Genomic DNA, 18,211 nt, shown 5'->3' on the forward strand with positions numbered 1-18,211 from the left:
CAAGGAGCATGAACATGGCCCTACTACGCACGCTGACACATCTTGGCAGCGCCCTGATTCTGAGTCTGCTGGCGGTCTCGGCTAACGCCGAGCAGTCGATCTCGGACGGCAAATACGAGATTCACTATAACGCCTTCAACTCGACGTTCGTCACGCCCGAAGTCGCTCAGCAGTACAACCTGACCCGCAGTTCGGTGCGAGCGCTGGTTAATGTTACCGTGCTGAAAATCGGTGATGACGGCAGTAAAACCCCCGTGCGCGCCCAGGTCCGCGGTCAGGCCGCCAACCTGCTGCAACAGGCGCAACAGCTGGAGTTTCAGCTGATCGACGAAGGTCAGGCACTGTACTACATCGGCAGTTTTCGCTTCACCGAAGAGGAGAAGCAGATCATCACGCTGGATGTTCAGCCCGATGCCAATGCCCAGCCCTACAACATCCAGTTCGAGCAAACCTTCTATACCAATTGAGGCGCTATGATCGACCGTATCGTTCTGGCCAGCGGCAATCGCGGCAAGCTTAACGAATTCAATCAGATTCTGTCCCCGCTTCATGTCAGCGTGGTGCCACAATCCGATTTCGCTGTTCGCGATGCCGCCGAAACCGGGCTTAGCTTCGTCGAAAACGCGATCATCAAGGCCCGACACGCCTGTCAGGTGACCGGTCTCCCGGCACTGGCAGACGACTCGGGACTGGAGGTTGACGCCCTGCGTGGAGCGCCCGGTATCTATTCCGCCCGCTATGCAGGCGAAGGCGCCAGCGATGAGGAGAACAACCGCAAGCTGCTAACGGCACTGGCCAATGTGCCGGATGCCGAACGGACAGCGCGCTTTCAATGCGTACTGGTGTTCATGCGTCACGCCGAAGACCCTACCCCTCTGATCTGCCAGGGCAGCTGGGAAGGCTATATTTTGCATGAACCGCGTGGCCAAAACGGTTTCGGCTATGATCCTTTGTTCCTCGTTCCCGAGCGCGACTGTGCCAGCGCGGAACTGACGCCGGAAGAGAAGCATGCCCTGAGCCATCGTGGCAAGGCCGTACAGCAGCTGATAAGCGCGATATCCCCCTATCTGACCCGCATATGAACCTGCCGCCGCTGAGTCTATATGTGCACATACCCTGGTGTGTGCGCAAATGCCCCTACTGTGACTTCAACTCCCATGCCGTGCGCAGCGAGCAACTGCCGGAAACGGAGTATGTCGAGGCCCTGCTGGAGGATCTGGATTCGGAACTCGCAGCGGCTGCTGACCGACCACTGCAGTCGATTTTCATCGGTGGCGGAACGCCGAGCCTGTTCAGCGCCAGTGCAATCGATCGCATTCTGGCGGGGGTCAATAAGCGCCTCGCGTTTGTCGATGACATCGAGATCACCATGGAGGCCAATCCCGGTACCTTTGAACGCGAGCGCTTCGCCGACTACCGCAAGGCGGGCGTCAATCGGCTATCCATCGGCATCCAGAGCTTTAATGACGCGGCGCTCAAGGCGCTGGGTCGCATCCATTGCGCCGATGAAGCGATCGCCGCCGCCAGCGCCGCACGCGAGATATTCCCGGAGCTGAACCTGGATCTGATGCACGGCCTGCCGGGACAGTCGCCGGAAGGTGCGCTGGCTGATCTGGCGCAAGCGATCGAACTGGCGCCTGATCATCTCTCCTGGTATCAGCTCACGATTGAGCCCAATACTGAATTTTACTCACGCCCCCCCACTCTTCCGATGGACGAGGCCTTGTGGGAGATACAGGAGCGCGGACAAGCCAGACTGGCCGACGCCGGTTATCGCCAGTATGAGGTGTCCGCTTATGCCAAGCCGGGACATCAGGCGCGCCATAACCTGAACTACTGGCAGTTTGGCGATTACATCGGCATTGGCGCAGGCGCACATGGCAAGCTCAGTGAACCAACCCCATGCGGGTTGCGTATAATCCGTCGTCACAAGATGCGACAACCTGCCGCCTATATGGATCCCGCACGCCGAATAGCGGGTGATGAGGTAGTGGCGAAGGAGGACCAGCCCTTTGAGTTCATGATGAATGCGCTAAGACTGGTGGATGGCGTTGATATAGACCTATTGACTGAGCGGATATCAGTTGACATTTGTGACATTTATCCAATAATGCAAGAAGCCCGAAACAAAGGACTGTTGGAAGAAACCGACACAAAGATCATACCCAGTACTCATGGGCGTCTCTTTCTGAACGATCTGCTGGCGCTCTTTCTCGAATGAGCAGAGCCCAGGGAAAAGTGTCCGGCGCTACTTTTTATGCTGAAAGAGGCCTGTGACATGACCATAAAGAACAAGCTGACGCTCCAGATCGTCCTTATCGTGGTGGCTCTGGGTGCAATGACACTCATTCAGCTCTACTCCACCCAACAACACACACTGCTGGCCGAGGTGCGCGAAGACCTCGACCACATCAACATCGACAAGCTCTCTCTGCAATTGATCGAGAAGACCTTTCTAAGCGCACCCACGCTTGAGAGCGTCCAGCGCTATGAGCAGCTACACGAATCTCTGCTAATAGATGTTCGGGCGCTGCGCGAACACATGGGGGAGAGCGGCATCGATGTCAGCCATATTGCCGAACTCGAATCGGGTTTGAAAGCATATGCTGACGACTTCACTGCGTTGATAGGCCTGAAACAACAGATTGGCCTGACGGCACAAAGCGGCCTGAAGGGAGAGCTGCGTACCGCCATTCATGAGGTCGAGGGCCTGTTTGAAGCGCTTGGCCAGGATTCACTGCTGGTCAGCATGCTGCAACTTCGACGCCATGAGAAGGATTTCCAGCTGCGCCAGGATCTCAAATACGTGGACCAGTGGGAGGACACCCACGTCCGTCTGATAAAGCAGTTGAATAATACCTCCCTCGACCTGAGTCAAAAGAACGCACTCTTGAATGGGCTGGATACCTATCGCAGCGGATTCCAGCGGCTGGTGGATATACAAAAGCAAATCGGCCTGAGCGATAATCAGGGCGTGCTGGCCAAGATGCACGAGGAGCTGGCCGGTACCAACGAGGTGATGGCACTGCTGACTCGCCAGATGACCGAACATCTGGACAGCACCGAGAGCCGGATCAAGCTGGTAACGGTTCTCTGTATCATAGCGCTACTGGTGCTGATAATCGCACCGACCCTTGTCATCGGCCGCAGCATTATCCATCCAATCTCCGCGCTGGCCTCCACCATGCGTAAAGCCCGTGATGAAAAGGATTTAACGCTTCGCTTCAACACCAGTGCGCGTGATGAGATCGCCCATATGGCGCAGGATTACAACGCCATGATGGACGCCTTCCAGGCACTGATTGGGCAGGTCGTCATGACAGCCGGGCAGTTGGCCAGCGCGGCAGAAGAGCTTTCAGCCAACACAGAGGAAACCTCCACAGGCCTTGGTCACCAACGCACCGAAGTGATGCAGGTGGCCGCCGCCATTCAGGAGATGGAGAGTGCGATGCAGGACATTGCGGGCAATACGGAACAGACCGCCGGTGCCGCTCGCAATGCCCATGAAGGTGCAAGCGAGAGCGGCGTGAAAGTGTCGGAGAACATGGAAGCCCTGCACCAGATGGCACGCAAAGCCCGCGAAACCGCTGAATCGGTTGCCCAATTGCGCAGCGATAGCGATGAAATCGGCACCATGCTGGATGTGATCAAGGATATCTCCGACCAGACCAACCTGCTGGCCCTCAACGCCTCGATAGAAGCGGCCAGAGCCGGCGATCACGGCCGCGGCTTTGCTGTGGTCGCTGATGAGGTACGCACCCTGGCATCACGCTCCCAACAGTCAGCGGAGCGTATCGAAGAGCTGGTCACCCGCCTGCACAGTCGCACCCAGACTGTAGGCTTGCTGATGGATGCCGCCGTGAACGAGAGTGAACAAGGGGTTGAGCGTGCAAACGAGACCATCGAAGCGCTGGGTGCTATCACCCGTGGCGCGGGCAGTATCGTCGATATGACGACACAGGTCGCATCGGCCACCGAGGAGCAGGCGGCCGTCGCCGCGGAGATTACCCGCAATGTCGAATCGATCAGCCTGATAATCGAAGAAGCCACCGGTCAGGTGGAACAGAATGCACTGGCCAGCCAGATGGTGGCCGATCAGGCACAGCAGCTGCAGTTGGCCGTTACCGAGTTCAAGTGCTGAAGCCCGAGATCACAGGGTGGCGCGTTTCGCCGCCCTGTCTGATATGCACTCAAGCGCCTGTGGAATCTGCGACAGGCAGGTGACGGTCTCGTCGGCGCGGGCGGGCTCCGGCCATGTCTGACCGGGCAGATTCACCCACACCGTCCAGCACCCCACCTCTCGCGCGGCCTGCACATCGTTGATCGGGTGGTCGCCGATGTGCACCACCTGCTCGGGCCTAAGCCCCGTGTGCTCCAGCGCGCGCTCGAACATCAGGGGATGAGGCTTGGCGGTACCGACGCTGTCGGCGTTGAACTGGAAATCAAACAGATCGGCAAGGCCGGTCAGCGAAACATCGGCGTTACCGTTACTCAGTGCGCCGATTACCAACCCCTGCGCCCTCAGCGCTTCGAGCATACTGCGTGCGTGCTCGAACAACTCCACCTGATGACGTGCCTGCATGAACACCTCAAACGCCTGTGCGGCAAGTGCTTCGGCCTCCTGCTCGGAAAATCCCGAGTTGCGCAGCCCTCGTTCAAGCAAACGCAGGCGCACCAGCGTCATGCTGTGAGCAATCTCGGGGTACTCGGCCAGCAACTGCGCCCGCATCCGCGAGCCTTCAACCAGATCGGCCGGCTCATGCAGCCGGGTAAAGGTGCCGGCGTTCTGCTCCAGCCACTGCCAGAGCGTAAGGTTAGCCTGACGAATAACGGGATCCACCTCCCAGAGCGTATCGTCGAGATCGAAGGTGATGCATTTGAGCATGGCGTTACTTCTCCTTTCGGCGTTTGGCCCGGGGGTGAGACTGTTCATACACCTCCATCAGGTGCTGGAAGTCTAGATGAGTATAGATCTGGGTGGTGGCGATATCGGCATGCCCAAGCAGCTCCTGAACCGCGCGCAGGTCGGCACTGGACTCCAGCATATGGCTGGCGAAGCTGTGGCGCAGACGGTGTGGGTACACCCGCCCGCTCACGCCCTGATGCTCGCCTTGCTGGCGCAACCGCTGTTCGATGGCACGCACGCCCAGCCGGCGCCCCCTCTGGCCGACAAAAAGGGCACTCTCATCCAGCGATGCCAGTGTATTGCGTGCTTTCATCCAGCGCTGCAGCGCTTCGATCGCCTTGCGACCGATCGGCAGCATCCGCGTCTTTCGTCCCTTGCCGGTCACCACCAGACTGGCATCACGCAGATCCAGATCCATCAGGTTCAGGCTGGCCAGTTCCGACACACGCAAGCCTGACGAGTACAGCAACTCCATCATGGCCAGATCACGAAGCACCAGCGGATCATCACTGTTCTGATCGAGCAGGGCACCGAGCTGATCCACATCCAGGGTCTGAGGCAGACGGCGCGAGGCCTTCGGTGCCTGAACCGCCAGTGCGGGGTTCTGGCTCACCTCACCTTCACGGCTGAGATAGCGATAGAACGAGCGGGTGGCGGACAGAAGCCGTGCCAGCGATCGGCCGGAGAGCCCGTTGCCATGCAACTGTGCGACCGCACGGCGCAGGCGCCGTTCATCCAGCGTTTTCCAGCCCGCCAGCTGAAGCTCTTCCAGCTGCGCTTCGAGACGTTTAAGATCGCGACGGTAGTTGTTCAGGGTGTGAGGGGATAGCTGACGTTCGCTCTGCAGGTAACGCAGGAATCCCGCCACCAGGCGTTCATCCCCGCTACGCATCTCAGATCTGGCCCTGCTGACGCAGCAGGCGTGCCAGTATGCGGCTGAGCACTTCGCCGACATAACTCAGGAACAGGGTGCCCTGACTGCTTTGGAAATAGTTCGGATCGTAGCTGCCAATAGCCAGCAGACCGAGCGTTTCGCCCTTGACCAGCGGTACCACCGCCGATGACTGCACCCGCACCGCTGCATCCTGAAACAGGAAACGGTTCATCGGCTCGGACAGCTGACCGCAGCTGGGCAGGTTGGTGTCGATCAGCGGCTGAACGATGCTGCACTCGCCACGTGAGAGCACCCGCAAGCCGTTGCACTCCAGCTTGTTCTCGCTGAACAGCACCAGCACGGTTTCGTTACCGTAAAAGTCGCGGCACAGACTCTCCTCGATCTGTACCGCAACCTCGTCCAGCGTTTCCGCCTCGAGCAGCCCGAGCACCATGCGCTTGGTCTTCTCGAACTGGCCATCGTTGTATCGCGCAGCTTCAATCAGTTCGGACAAGCGGCCGTGCAGCTGCTCGTTGCGCGAACGCAGCAGCGATGTCTGACGCTCCACCAGCGATACCGCACTGCCGCGCTGGTGCGGTACATAGAGCTTCTCCAGCAGATGCACATGTTCGGTGAAGAAGTCGGGGTGACGCCCGAGATAGTCCGCCACCTGTTCGGCGCTCAGCGCCTCTTCCGCCGTTTTTGCCAGCTCGTCCGTCATAGGTAGATCTGCCCCTCGAAAACCGTTGTTGCAGGTCCGGTCATCATGACCGGTGTACCCTCGCCCGCCCAGCTGATCTCCAGATCGCCTCCGGGCAGGTGTACCTGCACCCGCTCATCCAGCAGGCCACGCAGCCGACCCGCCACGACCGCCGCACAAGCGCCGGTACCGCAGGCTTGCGTTTCGCCCGCACCGCGCTCGAATACGCGCAGCCGTATCTCGTTGCGCGAAACCACTTGCATGAACCCGATATTGGCCTTTTTCGGAAACCGCGGATGACACTCCAGCGCAGGGCCCAGGGTTTCGACCGGTGCCGTGTCGACGCTGTCAACCACCAGCACGCCATGGGGATTGCCCATGGAAACAGCGCTGAGTTCGACCTGCTCACCGTTGACCTCGACACTGTAGGTTGCGCTTTGCGCATCGGCGATAAACGGAACCTGCTCCGGAATCAGATCCGGGGCGCCCATATCGACCTCGACCTGCAGGTCTTCGCGGATGTTCAGCATTGCTTCACCGCGGGCGGTTTCCACCGCAATACGATCCCGCATGATCAGCTTCTTGTCGCGCACGAAACGTGCAAAGCAGCGCGCGCCGTTGCCACAATGCTCGACCTCCGAGCCATCGGCATTGAAAATGCGATAGCGGAAGTCCATCTCCGGACGGGTCGGCGGCTCGACCAGCAGAAGCTGGTCAAACCCGATACCCCGGTTACGGTCGGCCAATGCACGCACCTGATCGGCATTGAAACGGATACGCTGGGAGATGGCATCGATCACCATGAAATCGTTGCCCAATCCGTGCATCTTGGTAAAACGCACCAACATGATCAGCGATCCTTCGGCAACAGGTGTTCGCCGCGCATCAGGTCGCTGAGTTTCTCCCGCTCACGCACGACGCAATACTCGTTATCATCAACGATCACCTCCGCAGGGCGGGTGCGGGTGTTGTAGTTGGACGCCATGACAAAGCCGTACGCACCGGCAGAGCAGACCGCCAGCAGGTCGCCCGGCTGCAGGTTCAATGCCCGGTCCTTGCCCAGGAAGTCGCCGGTCTCGCAGACCGGACCGACCAGATCCCAGTTTTTCATCTCGCCCTCTTCGCGCAGCTCCACCGGGATGATCTCCTGATACGCGCCGTACAGGGACGGACGGATCAGATCGTTCATGGCGCCGTCGATGATGGCGAAGTTCTTTTCGCCGGTCTGCTTCAGGAATTCGACACGGGTCAGCAGCACACCGGCATTGGCGGCAATGGAGCGCCCCGGCTCAAACACCAGCGCCAGCTCGCGATCACCCAGACGCTCGACGATAGCGGCGATATAGTCAGCCGGCGTCGGCGGCGTTTCGTCGGTGTAGCAAACGCCCAAACCGCCACCGAGATCCAGATGACGCAGTGTAATACCTTCCTCGGCCAACTGATCGATCAGGATCAGCAGGCGATCGAGCGCATCCAGGAAGGGGCTCAGCTCGGTCAACTGGCTGCCGATGTGGCAGTCGATACCGACCACCTCGACATTGGACAGGGCATGGGCGCGGCGATAGACATCCAGCGCGTGATCGATGTCGATGCCAAACTTGTTCTCTTTAAGCCCCGTGGAGATATAGGGGTGGGTCTTGGCATCCACATCCGGATTGACGCGGAAGGAGATCCGCGCCACCTGGCCCAGTTCAGCGGCGACCGCATTGACACGATCCAGCTCGGCATCAGACTCGATATTGAAGCAGTGAATACCCACTTCCAGCGCACGCTTGATCTCGTGGGGCTGCTTGCCAAGTCCGGAGAACACCACCTTGGCGGGATCGCCACCGGCACGCAGCACACGCTCAAGCTCGCCCAACGAGACAATATCGAAACCGGCACCCAGTCGAGCCAGCAGATTCAATACACCGATATTGGAGTTGGCTTTTACGGCGAAACAAACCAGCGCATCGCGCCCTTCGAGGGCACGGGCGTAATCCATGTAGGCGCTCTCAAGCGCATCACGGGAGTATACATAGGTCGGTGTGCCGATCTCGTCGGCGATGCGGCTCAGCGAAACCTCTTCACAGAACAGGCCGCCGTTGCGGTATTCAAAACTATCCATTCTTTCTCTCATTGCGCCTGTTGTTCGGTGGTGTCGTCCTGCGGAAGCGTCAGCGGCCCTTTCTGGCCACAGCCCACCAGCAGCAACGTTCCCAGTATCAAAATCGGCCAGCAGCGTTTCATAACGGTGGTTCCTCGCATCCACACCCAACCTGCCGACGGCAGCTTCAGGCGCACTCAATTGTGATAAACGCAGAATTATACCCTGAGCCAAGGCCCGATGAGTACCGGGGAGACAGAATACCGACGGCGAAAAGAGCGCTATACTGGTCGCCCATCTGTAGCACTGGAGAGAGAGCGATGACCGAATCGGAGTTTATGGCCCGGGTCGATGAAACACTGGAACGTGTGGAAGAGATCCTCGACGATGCCGAGTCGGATCTGGACTGCGAAACCAACGGCGGCATGATGACCGTCAAATGTGAAAATGGCAGCCAGATCATCTTCACCCGCCAACCGCCGCTGAAACAGCTTTGGCTGGCAACCCGGGAAGGTGGTTTCCATTTCGATTACAGTACCGAGTCACACGGCTGGGTGCGTGACAGCGACGGCGCAGCCCTTGCCGATGTGCTGAGCAGCGCCTTTGCGGCACAGGCCGATGAGCAGCTCGACTTCAGCGATATCTGATTGGTAACCGCGATTACGCGAACTGTCACGAAACTGCCGGTATACTCTGACCCCGGTTTTATAGCGAATATCCGGCGTGGCCCTAGACCCGCGCCTTCGATACAGGTGAACAAGAGCGATGCGTATTCTGGTGACCGGCGCGGCCGGCTTTATCGGTGCCCAACTCGCCCAGACCCTGCTGCAACGCGGCGATGAAGTGGTGGGCATCGATAACCTGAACGACTATTACGACGTCAGCCTCAAACAGGCTCGCCTCGAGCGTCTTCAGTCTCACCCCGGCTTCAGTTTCGTTCACGCCGACATCGCCGACAGCGCCAAGATGCAGACGCTGTTCGCACAATCGGGTTGCCAGCGTGTCGTCCACCTCGCCGCACAGGCAGGGGTGCGCTACTCCATCGAAAACCCGCTCAGCTATGGCCAATCCAACCTGGTCGGTTTTCTCAATGTGCTGGAGGGCTGCCGCCACAACGCCATCGAGCATCTGGTCTACGCCTCTTCAAGCTCGGTGTACGGCGCCAACGAAACAACGCCATTCAGCGTACACGACAACGTGGACCATCCGGTATCGCTCTACGCCGCCACCAAACGTGCCAATGAAGCGATGGCGCACAGCTACAGTCACCTCTATGGCCTGCCCGCCACCGGCTTGCGTTTCTTCACGGTTTACGGCCCATGGGGGCGGCCGGACATGTCGCCGATGCTGTTCGCTGATGCCATCACTCAGGGCAAGCCGTTAAAGGTGTTCAACTACGGCCGTCACAAGCGGGACTTCACCTACATCGACGACATCGTAGAGGGTGTAGTGCGCTGCCTTGACCACGTACCTGCCGGCAATCCCGAGTGGTCCGGCGCCTCACCCGACCCCAGCTCATCACGAGCCCCCTGGCGTTTGTACAACATAGGCGCCAGCGAACCGGTCGAGCTGCTCTACTACATCGAACTGCTGGAGCAGGCACTCGGTGCCCGCGCACAGAAGGAGATGCTGCCGATGCAGCCTGGCGATGTCGAGCAGACCTACGCCGATGTCAGCGATCTGATGCGGGATACCGGCTATCAGCCGAAGGTCAAAATCGAGGAAGGAATCGAGCGCTTTGCCCGCTGGTATTGCGATTACTATCGACGCTAGGGCTTAGCGCGCCAGCAAGCCGTCCACCAGCTGCTGCAGCCTGTCCAGCGCACCTCGATTTTCGATGACAAAGCGGCTCGCGGCACGGGCCATCTCATCACGGCGCGCCTCATTACCGATTAGCGTGCGCAACTCCCGCTCCAGCGAGTGCTCATCGCAAACCTGCACCAGCCCGCCCCGCTCAACAAGCGCCTGTGTGATCTGCGCGAAGTTGAAGGTATCAGGCCCCATGACAACGGGCTTTTGCAGCGCCGCAGGCTCAAGTGGATTATGTCCGCCGGTGCCACTGAAGCTGCCGCCGACGAAAGCGATGTCAGCGGCGGCATACATCTGCATCATTTCACCCAGGGTGTCGCCGATATAGATTTCGGTCTCGACCGTCGGCGTCTGCGCCGCGCTTCGACAGCACACTGCATCGCTGTAACGCCTGGCCAGTGCCGCGACGGACGCAAAGCGCTCGGGATGCCGGGGAACCAGAATCAGCGCCAGCGCGGGCCAGTCCAGACACAGACGCTTCCAGACCCGCAACAGCAGATCGTCCTCACCTTCGTGGGTACTCGCGGCGATCAGCACCGGGCGGCTCTCGCCAATCTGCACTCTCAAGGCAGCACCGGCCACCTTGTCGGCGGTCTCCGGCTCTATATCGAACTTAATACTGCCGGTCACTCTTAGCTTATCTTCCGAAAGTCCAAGCCGAAGCAAGCGCTCACCATCGGCATGAGACTGTGCCGCGACCAGCGTCAACTGCTCCAGCATCGGCCTGGTCAGTGCCGCAAAGCGAGCATATCCACGGGCCGAGCGTTCGGACAGTCGCGCATTGGCCAGCAACACCGGAATATCACGCCCCAAGCAGGCACTGAGCATGTTGGGCCAGAGTTCGGTTTCGACAACGATGCAGAGACGGGGATCGTTGCGCTTGAGAAAGCGTCGCCAGAACCACGGCAGATCCCAGGGGCAGTAGCGATGCACGACCCGCCCCCCGAACAGGGCTTTCACCCGCTCAGCACCCGTGGGCGTCATGGTTGTCATCAAGACGGGATACTGTGGGTACGCCTCCAGCAGACGCTGCACCAGCGGCGCGATGGCCAGTGTTTCCCCCACCGACACAGCATGAATCCAGATCGGTTGCGCGGCAAAGCCGGCATCGGGGGCGCGGCCAAACCGCTCCAGTACCCGCTCGCGGTAGGCGGGCGCCTTGCGCCCGCGCCAGACTATGCGGGCCAGCACCAGCGGCAGCGCAATCGTGAACAGCAGGGTATAGAGCAGACGGGCCAATTCGACGCTCCGTTAATCCTGGAACTGCATGGCGTGCAGCCTGGCGTAGGCGCCGCCCTGGGCGAGCAGATCCTGATGCGAGCCCTGCTCGACGATTCTGCCCGCCTCCATCACTACGATCAGATCGGCGTTCTCGATGGTGGATAGACGATGCGCAATCACCAGCGTCGTACGCCCTTTCACCACTTCGGTCAGGGCCGCCTGAATATGACGCTCAGACTCCGTATCCAGCGCCGACGTAGCCTCATCGAGAATCAGCAAGGGGGCGTTCTTGAGAATCGCCCGGGCAATCGCTATACGCTGGCGCTGCCCTCCGGAGAGCAGCACACCATTCTCGCCGACCAGCGTGTGGATCCCCTCCGGCATACGTTCGATAAACTCGGTCACGTGGGCCGCCTCAGCCGCGGCCAGTATCTGCGCCTCGCTGGCACCGGCCATGGCGCCGTAGGCGATGTTGTCGGCGATGCTGCCGTTGAACAACACCACCTGCTGGTTCACCAACGCGATCTGCTGGCGCAGACTGGCAAGGGTAATATCCTGCAGCGGGGTGCCATCGAGCAGTATTTCACCCTCCCAGCCATCGTTGAAGCGCGGCAACAACGACGCCAGTGTGGACTTGCCACTGCCGGAGCGGCCCACCAGCGCCACGGTTTTACCGGCTGGCAGGGTCAGGTTGATATCATCCAGCGCCCTGTTTTGCGTACCCGGATAGACATAACTGAGGTGACGAAGCGCCACCTCACCGCGTACTGACTGAAGCTCGATATGTCCTGCATCCTCTTCACTGGGCTCGTCAATTACGCCAAACAGGCTCTCCGCCGCCGCGATCCCCTTCTGGATAATCGGGCTCACCTCGGTCAACTGGCGAACCGGTTTGGTCAGCATGCCGGCTGCCGTCAGAAAAGCGACAAAGCCGCCCGTGGTCATACCGCCTAGCACCACCGGATCCATGGCCATGAACAGCAGTGAGGCCATCGCCAGAGAGATCAGCAACTGTACAGCGGGGGTATTCAGTGACTGCGTCACCACCAGTTTCATCGACTGGCGCTTGTTCTGTTCACTGGCGCGATGAAAGCGCTGCTGCTCGGCGGGCGCGCCGCCGAATATCCTCACCACCTGAAACCCCCGAATCGCCTCGGAGGCCACCGACGTGATATCCCCCACTGACGACTGTAGCCGACGGCTCAGCCTACGCATCCGCTTCGAAGCGATGGAGACTACAATGCCGATCAGTGGACCGGCCGCGAGGAAGATCAGGGTCAGTTTCCAGTTCAGGTAGACCATGTACCCGAGCAGACCGACCACCGTCAGTCCCTCACGGATCGAGATCTTGATGGCGTTGGTCACGGCACCGGTGACCTGCTCGACGTTGTAGGTCAGCCGGGAGAGCATCTCACCGCTGGGATTCTGGTTGTAATAGTGGGTGGGCAGGCGCAACAGGCTCTCGAACACCCGTGTACGCAGGGTATGCACGGTTTCCCGGGCGACAAAGCTCATGCTGTAGTTGCCGATGAAAGCGCCGATACCCCGCATCAGAAAGATGCCAATGACCGAGAGTGCCAGCCAGAGACGCTGGTCAAATGCATTGCGCTGCACCGCGTCGACGACCATCTCGAGCCATTTCGCCGCCAGCGCCTGTCCGGCACCGTAAATCGCATAGCCGATAAAACTGGCGACAAAACCGTACCAGAGCGGCTTTACATGGATCAGGATACGGCGGTAGATATACCAACCGCTGTTCCGGTTGTCGGTTTTCTCTGAATCACTCATGCAATCGGACACCTTGGACTGAACCGGCATTGTACAGGGCGAGGCGCCGCAAGCGCCATGGTCCGCCCAAACCGGGCACTGACACCGTGAGCCAAAAAAACGGTACAATCCACCGACTCATTCGCAATCAATGATTGGATCGACCTTGCCCAAGGAATCAGCCACTAGCAGCTTCCTGCACCCGAAATACTGGCCCACCTGGCTGACGCTGGCCAGCCTGCGCCTCGTCTGCCTGCTGCCCTATCGGGTGCAGTTGAAGATAGGCGCTACCCTGGGTGCACTGCTGTACCGTTTCAACCGTCATCGGCGCCATGTGACCGCCACCAATATCCGGCTCATTTTCCCCGACCTCGACGCTGCTTCTCGCGACCGGCTGGTGCGGGATGTATTCCGGCACAACGGAATAGGGTTGCTGGAGACCTCCATGGCGTGGTGGATGCCGGTCAAGCGGCTGCCGCAAAACATCACGCTCAAGGGGCGGGAACATCTGGATGCGGCTCTGGCCAAAGGCCGTGGCGTGATACTGCTCGGTGCTCATTTCTCCACACTCGATCTCGGCGGGCTTTTGTTCTCGCAATACTATGAAGTGGATGCGATGTACCGGCCACACAACAATCCGCTGATGGACCGCTATATCCGCAAGGGGCGCAGCCGCTACTTCGGTCAGGCGATCGAGCGCTCCGACATCCGTTCGGTCATTCGAGCACTGCGTAAAAACCGTATCGTCTGGTATGCGCCGGATCAGGATATGGGCTCGCGTAATTCTGTGTACGCCGACTTCTTCGGTGTTCCGGCCGCGACGATTACCGCCACCAGCCGAATGGTAAAGCTGAATGACTCGCCCATCATGATGCTGGCTCAGCACAGACTGCCGGATGACGCCGGTTACGAGCTTGAGCTCTTCCCGGCGATCGAAGATTTTCCCAGCAAGGATGCCGAGGCAGACGCTGCGCGCGTAAACGCCGAACTTGAGCGGGCGATCCGCAAGGACCCTGCACAGTACATGTGGGTACATCGGCGTTTCAAAACCCACCCCAAGGGCAAGAACTATCTCTACCGACAAGGCGACTCTCAATGAGCGAGCAGGTCAAACAGGTCATCTGTATTAAGTGGGGCACCCGTTACGGGCCGGAGTACGTCAACCGCATCTACTCCATGGTCGAGCGCAACATCACGCCACCCTTTCGCGTAATCTGCCTGACCGACGATGCCGAAGGCATCCGTGAAGAGGTCGTCTGCCGTGGGCTGCCGGAGCTGGGCTGCCCACGACCGACCAATGCACCGGGCAAATGGCCCAAGACCGCACTCTGGGGCAAAACACTATTCGATATCGAAGGTGTGGTGCTGTTTATCGATCTGGATGTGATCATTACCGGTGATCTGGATGAGTTCTTCAGCTTCGGTCAGCCCGAGGATGTCATTCTCGCCCGCAACTGGGTCAAGCCGCTGGAGCGCTTGGGACAAACCTCCATTTTCCGTTTCGAGATCGGCCGCCACGCCTACATGCTGGAGAACTTCCAGAAGGATCCCGAAGGGATTGCCGGCAAATACCAGTTTGAGCAGCGCTACGTGACCAACTGCGTCGAGGGTGGTATCAAGTTCTGGCCCCGCGGCTGGGTGCGCCACTTCCGGATGGACTGCCTCGGTCCCTGGCCGCTTCGATACCTGCGACCGCCTCGCCTGCCGAAGAACTGCCGTGTCGTGATCTTCCCCGGCAAGCCCGACCCGTCGGACGCCATGCTGGGTCGCTGGTCTGACAAAGTACCGGTTCGCGGGCGTCTGGCACATCTCAAGGCGGCCCTGTCCGGCGACTGTAACGGCAGTCGATACCGCTTCCTGAAACGCTTTTTCCTACCGGCGGACTGGATCAAGGAACACTGGCGCTAATCGGAGCCCATGGATGATGATCGATGACAAACCGCTGCGCCTGATGCAGTTGATGCTGTCCAGCCAAAACGGCGGCGCCGAAACCTTTTTCGAAAAACTGACGCTGGCGCTCGCCGATGCCGGTGTTCGCCAGTGCGTGGTGATCGAGCCCGACGCTCGGCGCGAAGCGCTGTTCGCCGATCATCCCAACATCGACGTACAAACACTGCGCTTCAGGGGGCTTCACGAACCGCTTGGACGCGTGCGTTTGCATCTGTTGATGCGCCGCTGGCGTCCCGAGCTGATGCTCACCTGGATGAGTCGTGCGATCAAGCGGGCCCCAACCGGTTACTGCCCACTGGTTGCACGCTTAGGCGGGTACTACCGGGTAGAGCGCTATCGCAAAAGTGATCGGCTAATCGGCAACACACCCGATATCGTCCGCTATCTACAGGCAGAGGGGATTGCCGCTGAGAAGACCCAATGCATCCCCAATTTCGGTGAGATTGCACCTTGTGAGATGGATACCGACAGCGCACGCAAGCAGTTGCGAGCAGAGCTGAAGATCCCGGCAGAGCATCAGGTATTGCTGGCTCTGGGCCGTCTGCACGAAGCCAAGGCCCATGACACGCTGATCGATGCATTAAGCAAAACCGACAACACCACCCTGCTTATCGCCGGAGATGGCCCCCTGAAGGCAACACTGGAGGAGCAGGTCCAACGCCTGGGTTTGCAGACCCGTGTGCACCTGCTGGGCTGGCGTCGGGATACGGGCTACCTGTTCAAGGCCTGCGATATCTGTGTCTTTCCGTCCCGTTTCGAGCCTTTTGGTAATGTCGTGGTCGAAAGCTGGGCGCAGCGCCGCCCACTGATTGCGGCCGCCTCTGCCGGGCCTGAGTGGCTGATCAGTCACGAAGAGGATGGACTGCTGGTACCGGTGGATGACAGTGAAGAACTGGCACAGGCGATCAACCGTCTGGTGCAGAACCCTGAGCTGGCCGAGCAGCTTGTGAGTTCAGGCTACCGCACCTATCAGGAGAAGTTTTCCCGCGAGGCGATATCGGCTGAATATGTCGCCATGTTCAGAGAGGTAATCGCCGGCTACACGCCTCAGTAAGCTGTTGTATGCTGGAGAGCAGTTCAGGCGCCATCCGGTCCAGGCTGAGGATGGCACCTGGATCGCTATCGACCTGCTCAGGGCTGTAGTCATTCAGTTGTGCCATTGCACAGCGCTCGACCCCCGGCAGATGGGGAAAGCCTTCAATCATCTCTTCGAAAAACGACCCAGGATCCAGTTTCAGCACCTCCGGCGTCAACAGCGTGACCGGCCGCGCGCTGCACAACGCTTCGCTGGCCATGGTCAGGCTATCCTGTGACACCAGCACCCGCTGAGCACCTGCGAGAAACGGTTGCATGACCCGTCTCGGCTCACGGTTGTACAGCACCAGATCGACCACGGCCTGCCGATTGAGACCTGCCTCCAGCATCGCCTCAACCGCCTCGGGGGTGCGCCTTGAGGTCGTGATCAGCCAGCAAACACCGAACCGCGCTGACAGCGCGTTGACGCCAGAAACCAGCCCTTCCCAATCACGTTCGCTATAGCGGTGGCTCTTGCTGTCGCCGCCAATCAACAACGCCCAGCAGGGCTGAGGCGGCAGCCCCTGCTGCCAGTATTCGGCCCCGGCGCTGGCAACACGCTCGGGCGTAACCGAATTGGGAATCAGGCCACTGACCAGCGATCGTGTTCGGAACGCTCGCGCCACGGGCGAGATAATCAGATCAAACCAGCGATCAGGAAAAGGCTCCGGTACGCCGACAAATATATTCGCCGTGCCATAACGACGCTTGAGTATCAGGCTGGCAAAGGCGCTCTTGCCGCCGGAGGATATGATCAGATCAGGCCTCTGGACCGGATCCGCTTCAAACTGGCAGCACAGGCGCAGGCAACCTTCGTTCAGCCAATATGAGGGGATTGCCATCAGCTTGCGCATCAGCCCACGGAGCACACCCGGCAGGCGGTTACGCACCCGGATCTTGTCGCGCCGGATCTCAAGCCCCTGGCGTTCGAGCAGTGCAACGATGCCCTCGGACTGGGCACAATGGCCAGGGGAGCCCTCATCAAGGATCAGTATATTAAGCGCCACCCTGTACGCTGCCCTTGGCTTTGGCTTCAGCGTCGTCCCAGATACGCTGAATCCAGCGTGCCGGCCGAATCTGCTTGTACAGCTTCTTGTAAGCCTTCTTGACCGGCCAGATACCCCTCACCGCATCGTGTGGGTTGGGATCACCGGGGAATGCCACCACATGAGCGCTGGCCGGCAATACCGGCTCTTGCCAGAATCGAGCGGGCCAGCCCGGCACACAGTGAGTCTTGAACAGCACACACCAGTCATCCGGCCAGAAGGTGATCTCTTTTACCGTACGCGAGATGTAGGTCTGGGAGTTGCGGAACTGCTCGAAGATACTGGCCTGATTTTCGATCAGGTTGTCGAACAGGTATTCATCGGCACCGACCCGAAAACGGTACACCGAGGTATTGCCGATTCCCTTGCCCGGCTGCGTCCAGTTCTGCATGACGATAAAGGTCTTATCGGGCTCGTATTCAAAAAACGGATCGAGTGAGCCGCTGACCACCACGTCCAGATCCAGATAGAGCCAGTCGCCGTCGAGTCCAAACAGGTGCTCACTGCGTCGATACAGGGTCAGCTTGCGCCAGCCCAACCGACATTTGGGCTCAGGCAGGTCGATGGTAGGACAGCCATGGCACTCCACCTCCGGCCGGATACCGTTCGGATCGTCGGTCAGGCAGACGAAGCGGAGAGGGCCGCTCACCTGCTGACGCACCATGGCATACAGCCGGTTGACGTAGTCGGCGCCGTACAGCGTACCCCACTTCATGCAGATAACTTGCTTCGTACCACTCATACCATCCACTCGTATTCGGACAGGGCAACCCGAGCC

General features: G+C 59.6%; 19 protein-coding genes. 9 read left to right on the forward strand and 10 right to left on the reverse strand.

Features of this window, described 5'->3' with window-relative positions; all coding sequences use genetic code 11:
• The first annotated feature begins 14 nt into the window (after positions 1-14).
• From ADIMK_RS04455 to ADIMK_RS04470, 4 genes are read left to right on the forward strand one after another with little or no spacing between them, the layout of a single operon-like run.
• Positions 15-467, forward strand: coding sequence for a DUF4426 domain-containing protein (locus tag ADIMK_RS04455; RefSeq protein WP_036184063.1), 453 nt, complete (start codon positions 15-17; stop codon positions 465-467).
• A gap of 6 nt (positions 468-473) precedes the next feature.
• Complete coding sequence (rdgB, locus tag ADIMK_RS04460) at positions 474-1,082, forward strand: RdgB/HAM1 family non-canonical purine NTP pyrophosphatase (RefSeq protein WP_036184065.1); 609 nt, start codon at positions 474-476, stop codon at positions 1,080-1,082.
• Entirely contained in the window at positions 1,079-2,221 is a 1,143-nt protein-coding gene (gene hemW, locus ADIMK_RS04465) for a radical SAM family heme chaperone HemW (protein WP_036184067.1), read from the forward strand. The genes rdgB and hemW overlap by 4 nt, the downstream gene beginning before the upstream one ends.
• A gap of 57 nt (positions 2,222-2,278) precedes the next feature.
• Positions 2,279-4,141, forward strand: a complete 1,863-nt coding sequence (locus tag ADIMK_RS04470) for a methyl-accepting chemotaxis protein (RefSeq protein WP_036184069.1) — start codon at positions 2,279-2,281, stop codon at positions 4,139-4,141.
• A gap of 9 nt (positions 4,142-4,150) precedes the next feature.
• Here the strand turns inward: ADIMK_RS04470 and ADIMK_RS04475 are convergent, their stop codons facing one another.
• From ADIMK_RS04475 to lptM, 6 genes are read right to left on the reverse strand one after another with little or no spacing between them, the layout of a single operon-like run.
• Complete coding sequence (locus ADIMK_RS04475) at positions 4,151-4,885, reverse strand: HAD family hydrolase (protein ID WP_036184072.1); 735 nt, start codon at positions 4,883-4,885, stop codon at positions 4,151-4,153.
• 4 nt (positions 4,886-4,889) lie between these two features.
• The gene (xerC, locus tag ADIMK_RS04480) at positions 4,890-5,798 is read right to left on the reverse strand and encodes a tyrosine recombinase XerC (RefSeq protein WP_036184075.1); all 909 of its coding nucleotides are present in this window, start codon (positions 5,796-5,798) and stop codon (positions 4,890-4,892) included.
• Between the two features lies 1 nt (position 5,799).
• A complete protein-coding gene (locus tag ADIMK_RS04485; protein WP_036184078.1) occupies positions 5,800-6,501 on the reverse strand; it encodes a DUF484 family protein in 702 nt (233 codons plus the stop codon).
• Positions 6,498-7,328, reverse strand: a complete 831-nt coding sequence (gene dapF, locus ADIMK_RS04490) for a diaminopimelate epimerase (RefSeq protein WP_036184080.1) — start codon at positions 7,326-7,328, stop codon at positions 6,498-6,500. The genes ADIMK_RS04485 and dapF overlap by 4 nt, the downstream gene beginning before the upstream one ends.
• A gap of 2 nt (positions 7,329-7,330) precedes the next feature.
• Complete coding sequence (gene lysA, locus ADIMK_RS04495; RefSeq protein WP_036184083.1) at positions 7,331-8,587, reverse strand: diaminopimelate decarboxylase; 1,257 nt, start codon at positions 8,585-8,587, stop codon at positions 7,331-7,333.
• 8 nt (positions 8,588-8,595) lie between these two features.
• Positions 8,596-8,709, reverse strand: coding sequence for an LPS translocon maturation chaperone LptM (gene lptM, locus ADIMK_RS21920; RefSeq protein ID WP_156042786.1), 114 nt, complete (start codon positions 8,707-8,709; stop codon positions 8,596-8,598).
• Positions 8,710-8,886: 177 nt separating this feature from the next.
• On the opposite strand from lptM, the gene cyaY reads away from it, so the two are divergent.
• The gene (gene cyaY / locus ADIMK_RS04500) at positions 8,887-9,213 is read left to right on the forward strand and encodes an iron donor protein CyaY (protein WP_036184086.1); all 327 of its coding nucleotides are present in this window, start codon (positions 8,887-8,889) and stop codon (positions 9,211-9,213) included.
• Positions 9,214-9,331: 118 nt separating this feature from the next.
• Positions 9,332-10,339, forward strand: coding sequence for an NAD-dependent epimerase (locus ADIMK_RS04505; protein ID WP_036184088.1), 1,008 nt, complete (start codon positions 9,332-9,334; stop codon positions 10,337-10,339).
• Between the two features lie 3 nt (positions 10,340-10,342).
• On the opposite strand, the gene waaA is transcribed toward ADIMK_RS04505, so the two are convergent.
• Together waaA and msbA are read right to left on the reverse strand one after the other, a co-directional pair.
• Positions 10,343-11,614, reverse strand: coding sequence for a lipid IV(A) 3-deoxy-D-manno-octulosonic acid transferase (waaA, locus tag ADIMK_RS04510; RefSeq protein WP_036184090.1), 1,272 nt, complete (start codon positions 11,612-11,614; stop codon positions 10,343-10,345).
• A gap of 12 nt (positions 11,615-11,626) precedes the next feature.
• Positions 11,627-13,384, reverse strand: coding sequence for a lipid A export permease/ATP-binding protein MsbA (gene msbA, locus ADIMK_RS04515; protein ID WP_036184093.1), 1,758 nt, complete (start codon positions 13,382-13,384; stop codon positions 11,627-11,629).
• A 145-nt stretch (positions 13,385-13,529) separates the two neighbouring features.
• On the opposite strand from msbA, the gene lpxL reads away from it, so the two are divergent.
• The 3 genes from lpxL to ADIMK_RS04530 are packed head-to-tail and all read left to right on the forward strand — an operon-like array spanning position 13,530 to position 16,367.
• A complete protein-coding gene (lpxL, locus tag ADIMK_RS04520; protein ID WP_036184265.1) occupies positions 13,530-14,462 on the forward strand; it encodes an LpxL/LpxP family Kdo(2)-lipid IV(A) lauroyl/palmitoleoyl acyltransferase in 933 nt (310 codons plus the stop codon).
• On the forward strand, positions 14,459-15,271 hold the full coding sequence (locus ADIMK_RS04525) for a hypothetical protein (RefSeq protein WP_036184094.1): 813 nt from the start codon (positions 14,459-14,461) through the stop codon (positions 15,269-15,271). Before lpxL ends, ADIMK_RS04525 begins: the two co-directional genes overlap by 4 nt.
• Positions 15,272-15,284: 13 nt before the next feature.
• Entirely contained in the window at positions 15,285-16,367 is a 1,083-nt protein-coding gene (locus ADIMK_RS04530) for a glycosyltransferase (RefSeq protein ID WP_197027470.1), read from the forward strand.
• Here the strand turns inward: ADIMK_RS04530 and ADIMK_RS04535 are convergent.
• A complete protein-coding gene (locus ADIMK_RS04535) occupies positions 16,333-17,394 on the reverse strand; it encodes an ELM1/GtrOC1 family putative glycosyltransferase (RefSeq protein WP_036184097.1) in 1,062 nt (353 codons plus the stop codon). The genes ADIMK_RS04530 and ADIMK_RS04535 overlap by 35 nt on opposite strands.
• Positions 17,384-18,175: a hypothetical protein gene (locus ADIMK_RS04540; RefSeq protein ID WP_197027471.1), complete on the reverse strand. Its 792-nt coding sequence runs from the start codon at positions 18,173-18,175 to the stop codon at positions 17,384-17,386. The genes ADIMK_RS04535 and ADIMK_RS04540 overlap by 11 nt, the downstream gene beginning before the upstream one ends.
• Between the last annotated feature and the right edge of the window lie 36 nt (positions 18,176-18,211).

This window comes from Marinobacterium lacunae, from assembly GCF_000705555.1.
GTDB lineage: Bacteria > Pseudomonadota > Gammaproteobacteria > Pseudomonadales > Balneatricaceae > Marinobacterium_D > Marinobacterium_D lacunae.

What these genes read in the sequence shown, in the direction of transcription:
- ADIMK_RS04455 (WP_036184063.1), top strand. Translation starts at nt 15, where the DNA reads ATGGCCCTACTACGCACGCTGACACATCTTGGCAGCGCCCTGATTCTG.
- rdgB (WP_036184065.1), top strand. Translation starts at nt 474, where the DNA reads ATGATCGACCGTATCGTTCTGGCCAGCGGCAATCGCGGCAAGCTTAAC.
- hemW (WP_036184067.1), top strand. Translation starts at nt 1,079, where the DNA reads ATGAACCTGCCGCCGCTGAGTCTATATGTGCACATACCCTGGTGTGTG.
- ADIMK_RS04470 (WP_036184069.1), top strand. Translation starts at nt 2,279, where the DNA reads ATGACCATAAAGAACAAGCTGACGCTCCAGATCGTCCTTATCGTGGTG.
- ADIMK_RS04475 (WP_036184072.1), bottom strand. Translation starts at nt 4,885, where the DNA reads ATGCTCAAATGCATCACCTTCGATCTCGACGATACGCTCTGGGAGGTG.
- xerC (WP_036184075.1), bottom strand. Translation starts at nt 5,798, where the DNA reads ATGCGTAGCGGGGATGAACGCCTGGTGGCGGGATTCCTGCGTTACCTG.
- ADIMK_RS04485 (WP_036184078.1), bottom strand. Translation starts at nt 6,501, where the DNA reads ATGACGGACGAGCTGGCAAAAACGGCGGAAGAGGCGCTGAGCGCCGAA.
- dapF (WP_036184080.1), bottom strand. Translation starts at nt 7,328, where the DNA reads ATGTTGGTGCGTTTTACCAAGATGCACGGATTGGGCAACGATTTCATG.
- lysA (WP_036184083.1), bottom strand. Translation starts at nt 8,587, where the DNA reads ATGGATAGTTTTGAATACCGCAACGGCGGCCTGTTCTGTGAAGAGGTT.
- lptM (WP_156042786.1), bottom strand. Translation starts at nt 8,709, where the DNA reads ATGAAACGCTGCTGGCCGATTTTGATACTGGGAACGTTGCTGCTGGTG.
- cyaY (WP_036184086.1), top strand. Translation starts at nt 8,887, where the DNA reads ATGACCGAATCGGAGTTTATGGCCCGGGTCGATGAAACACTGGAACGT.
- ADIMK_RS04505 (WP_036184088.1), top strand. Translation starts at nt 9,332, where the DNA reads ATGCGTATTCTGGTGACCGGCGCGGCCGGCTTTATCGGTGCCCAACTC.
- msbA (WP_036184093.1), bottom strand. Translation starts at nt 13,384, where the DNA reads ATGAGTGATTCAGAGAAAACCGACAACCGGAACAGCGGTTGGTATATC.
- ADIMK_RS04525 (WP_036184094.1), top strand. Translation starts at nt 14,459, where the DNA reads ATGAGCGAGCAGGTCAAACAGGTCATCTGTATTAAGTGGGGCACCCGT.
- ADIMK_RS04530 (WP_197027470.1), top strand. Translation starts at nt 15,285, where the DNA reads ATGATGATCGATGACAAACCGCTGCGCCTGATGCAGTTGATGCTGTCC.
- ADIMK_RS04540 (WP_197027471.1), bottom strand. Translation starts at nt 18,175, where the DNA reads ATGAGTGGTACGAAGCAAGTTATCTGCATGAAGTGGGGTACGCTGTAC.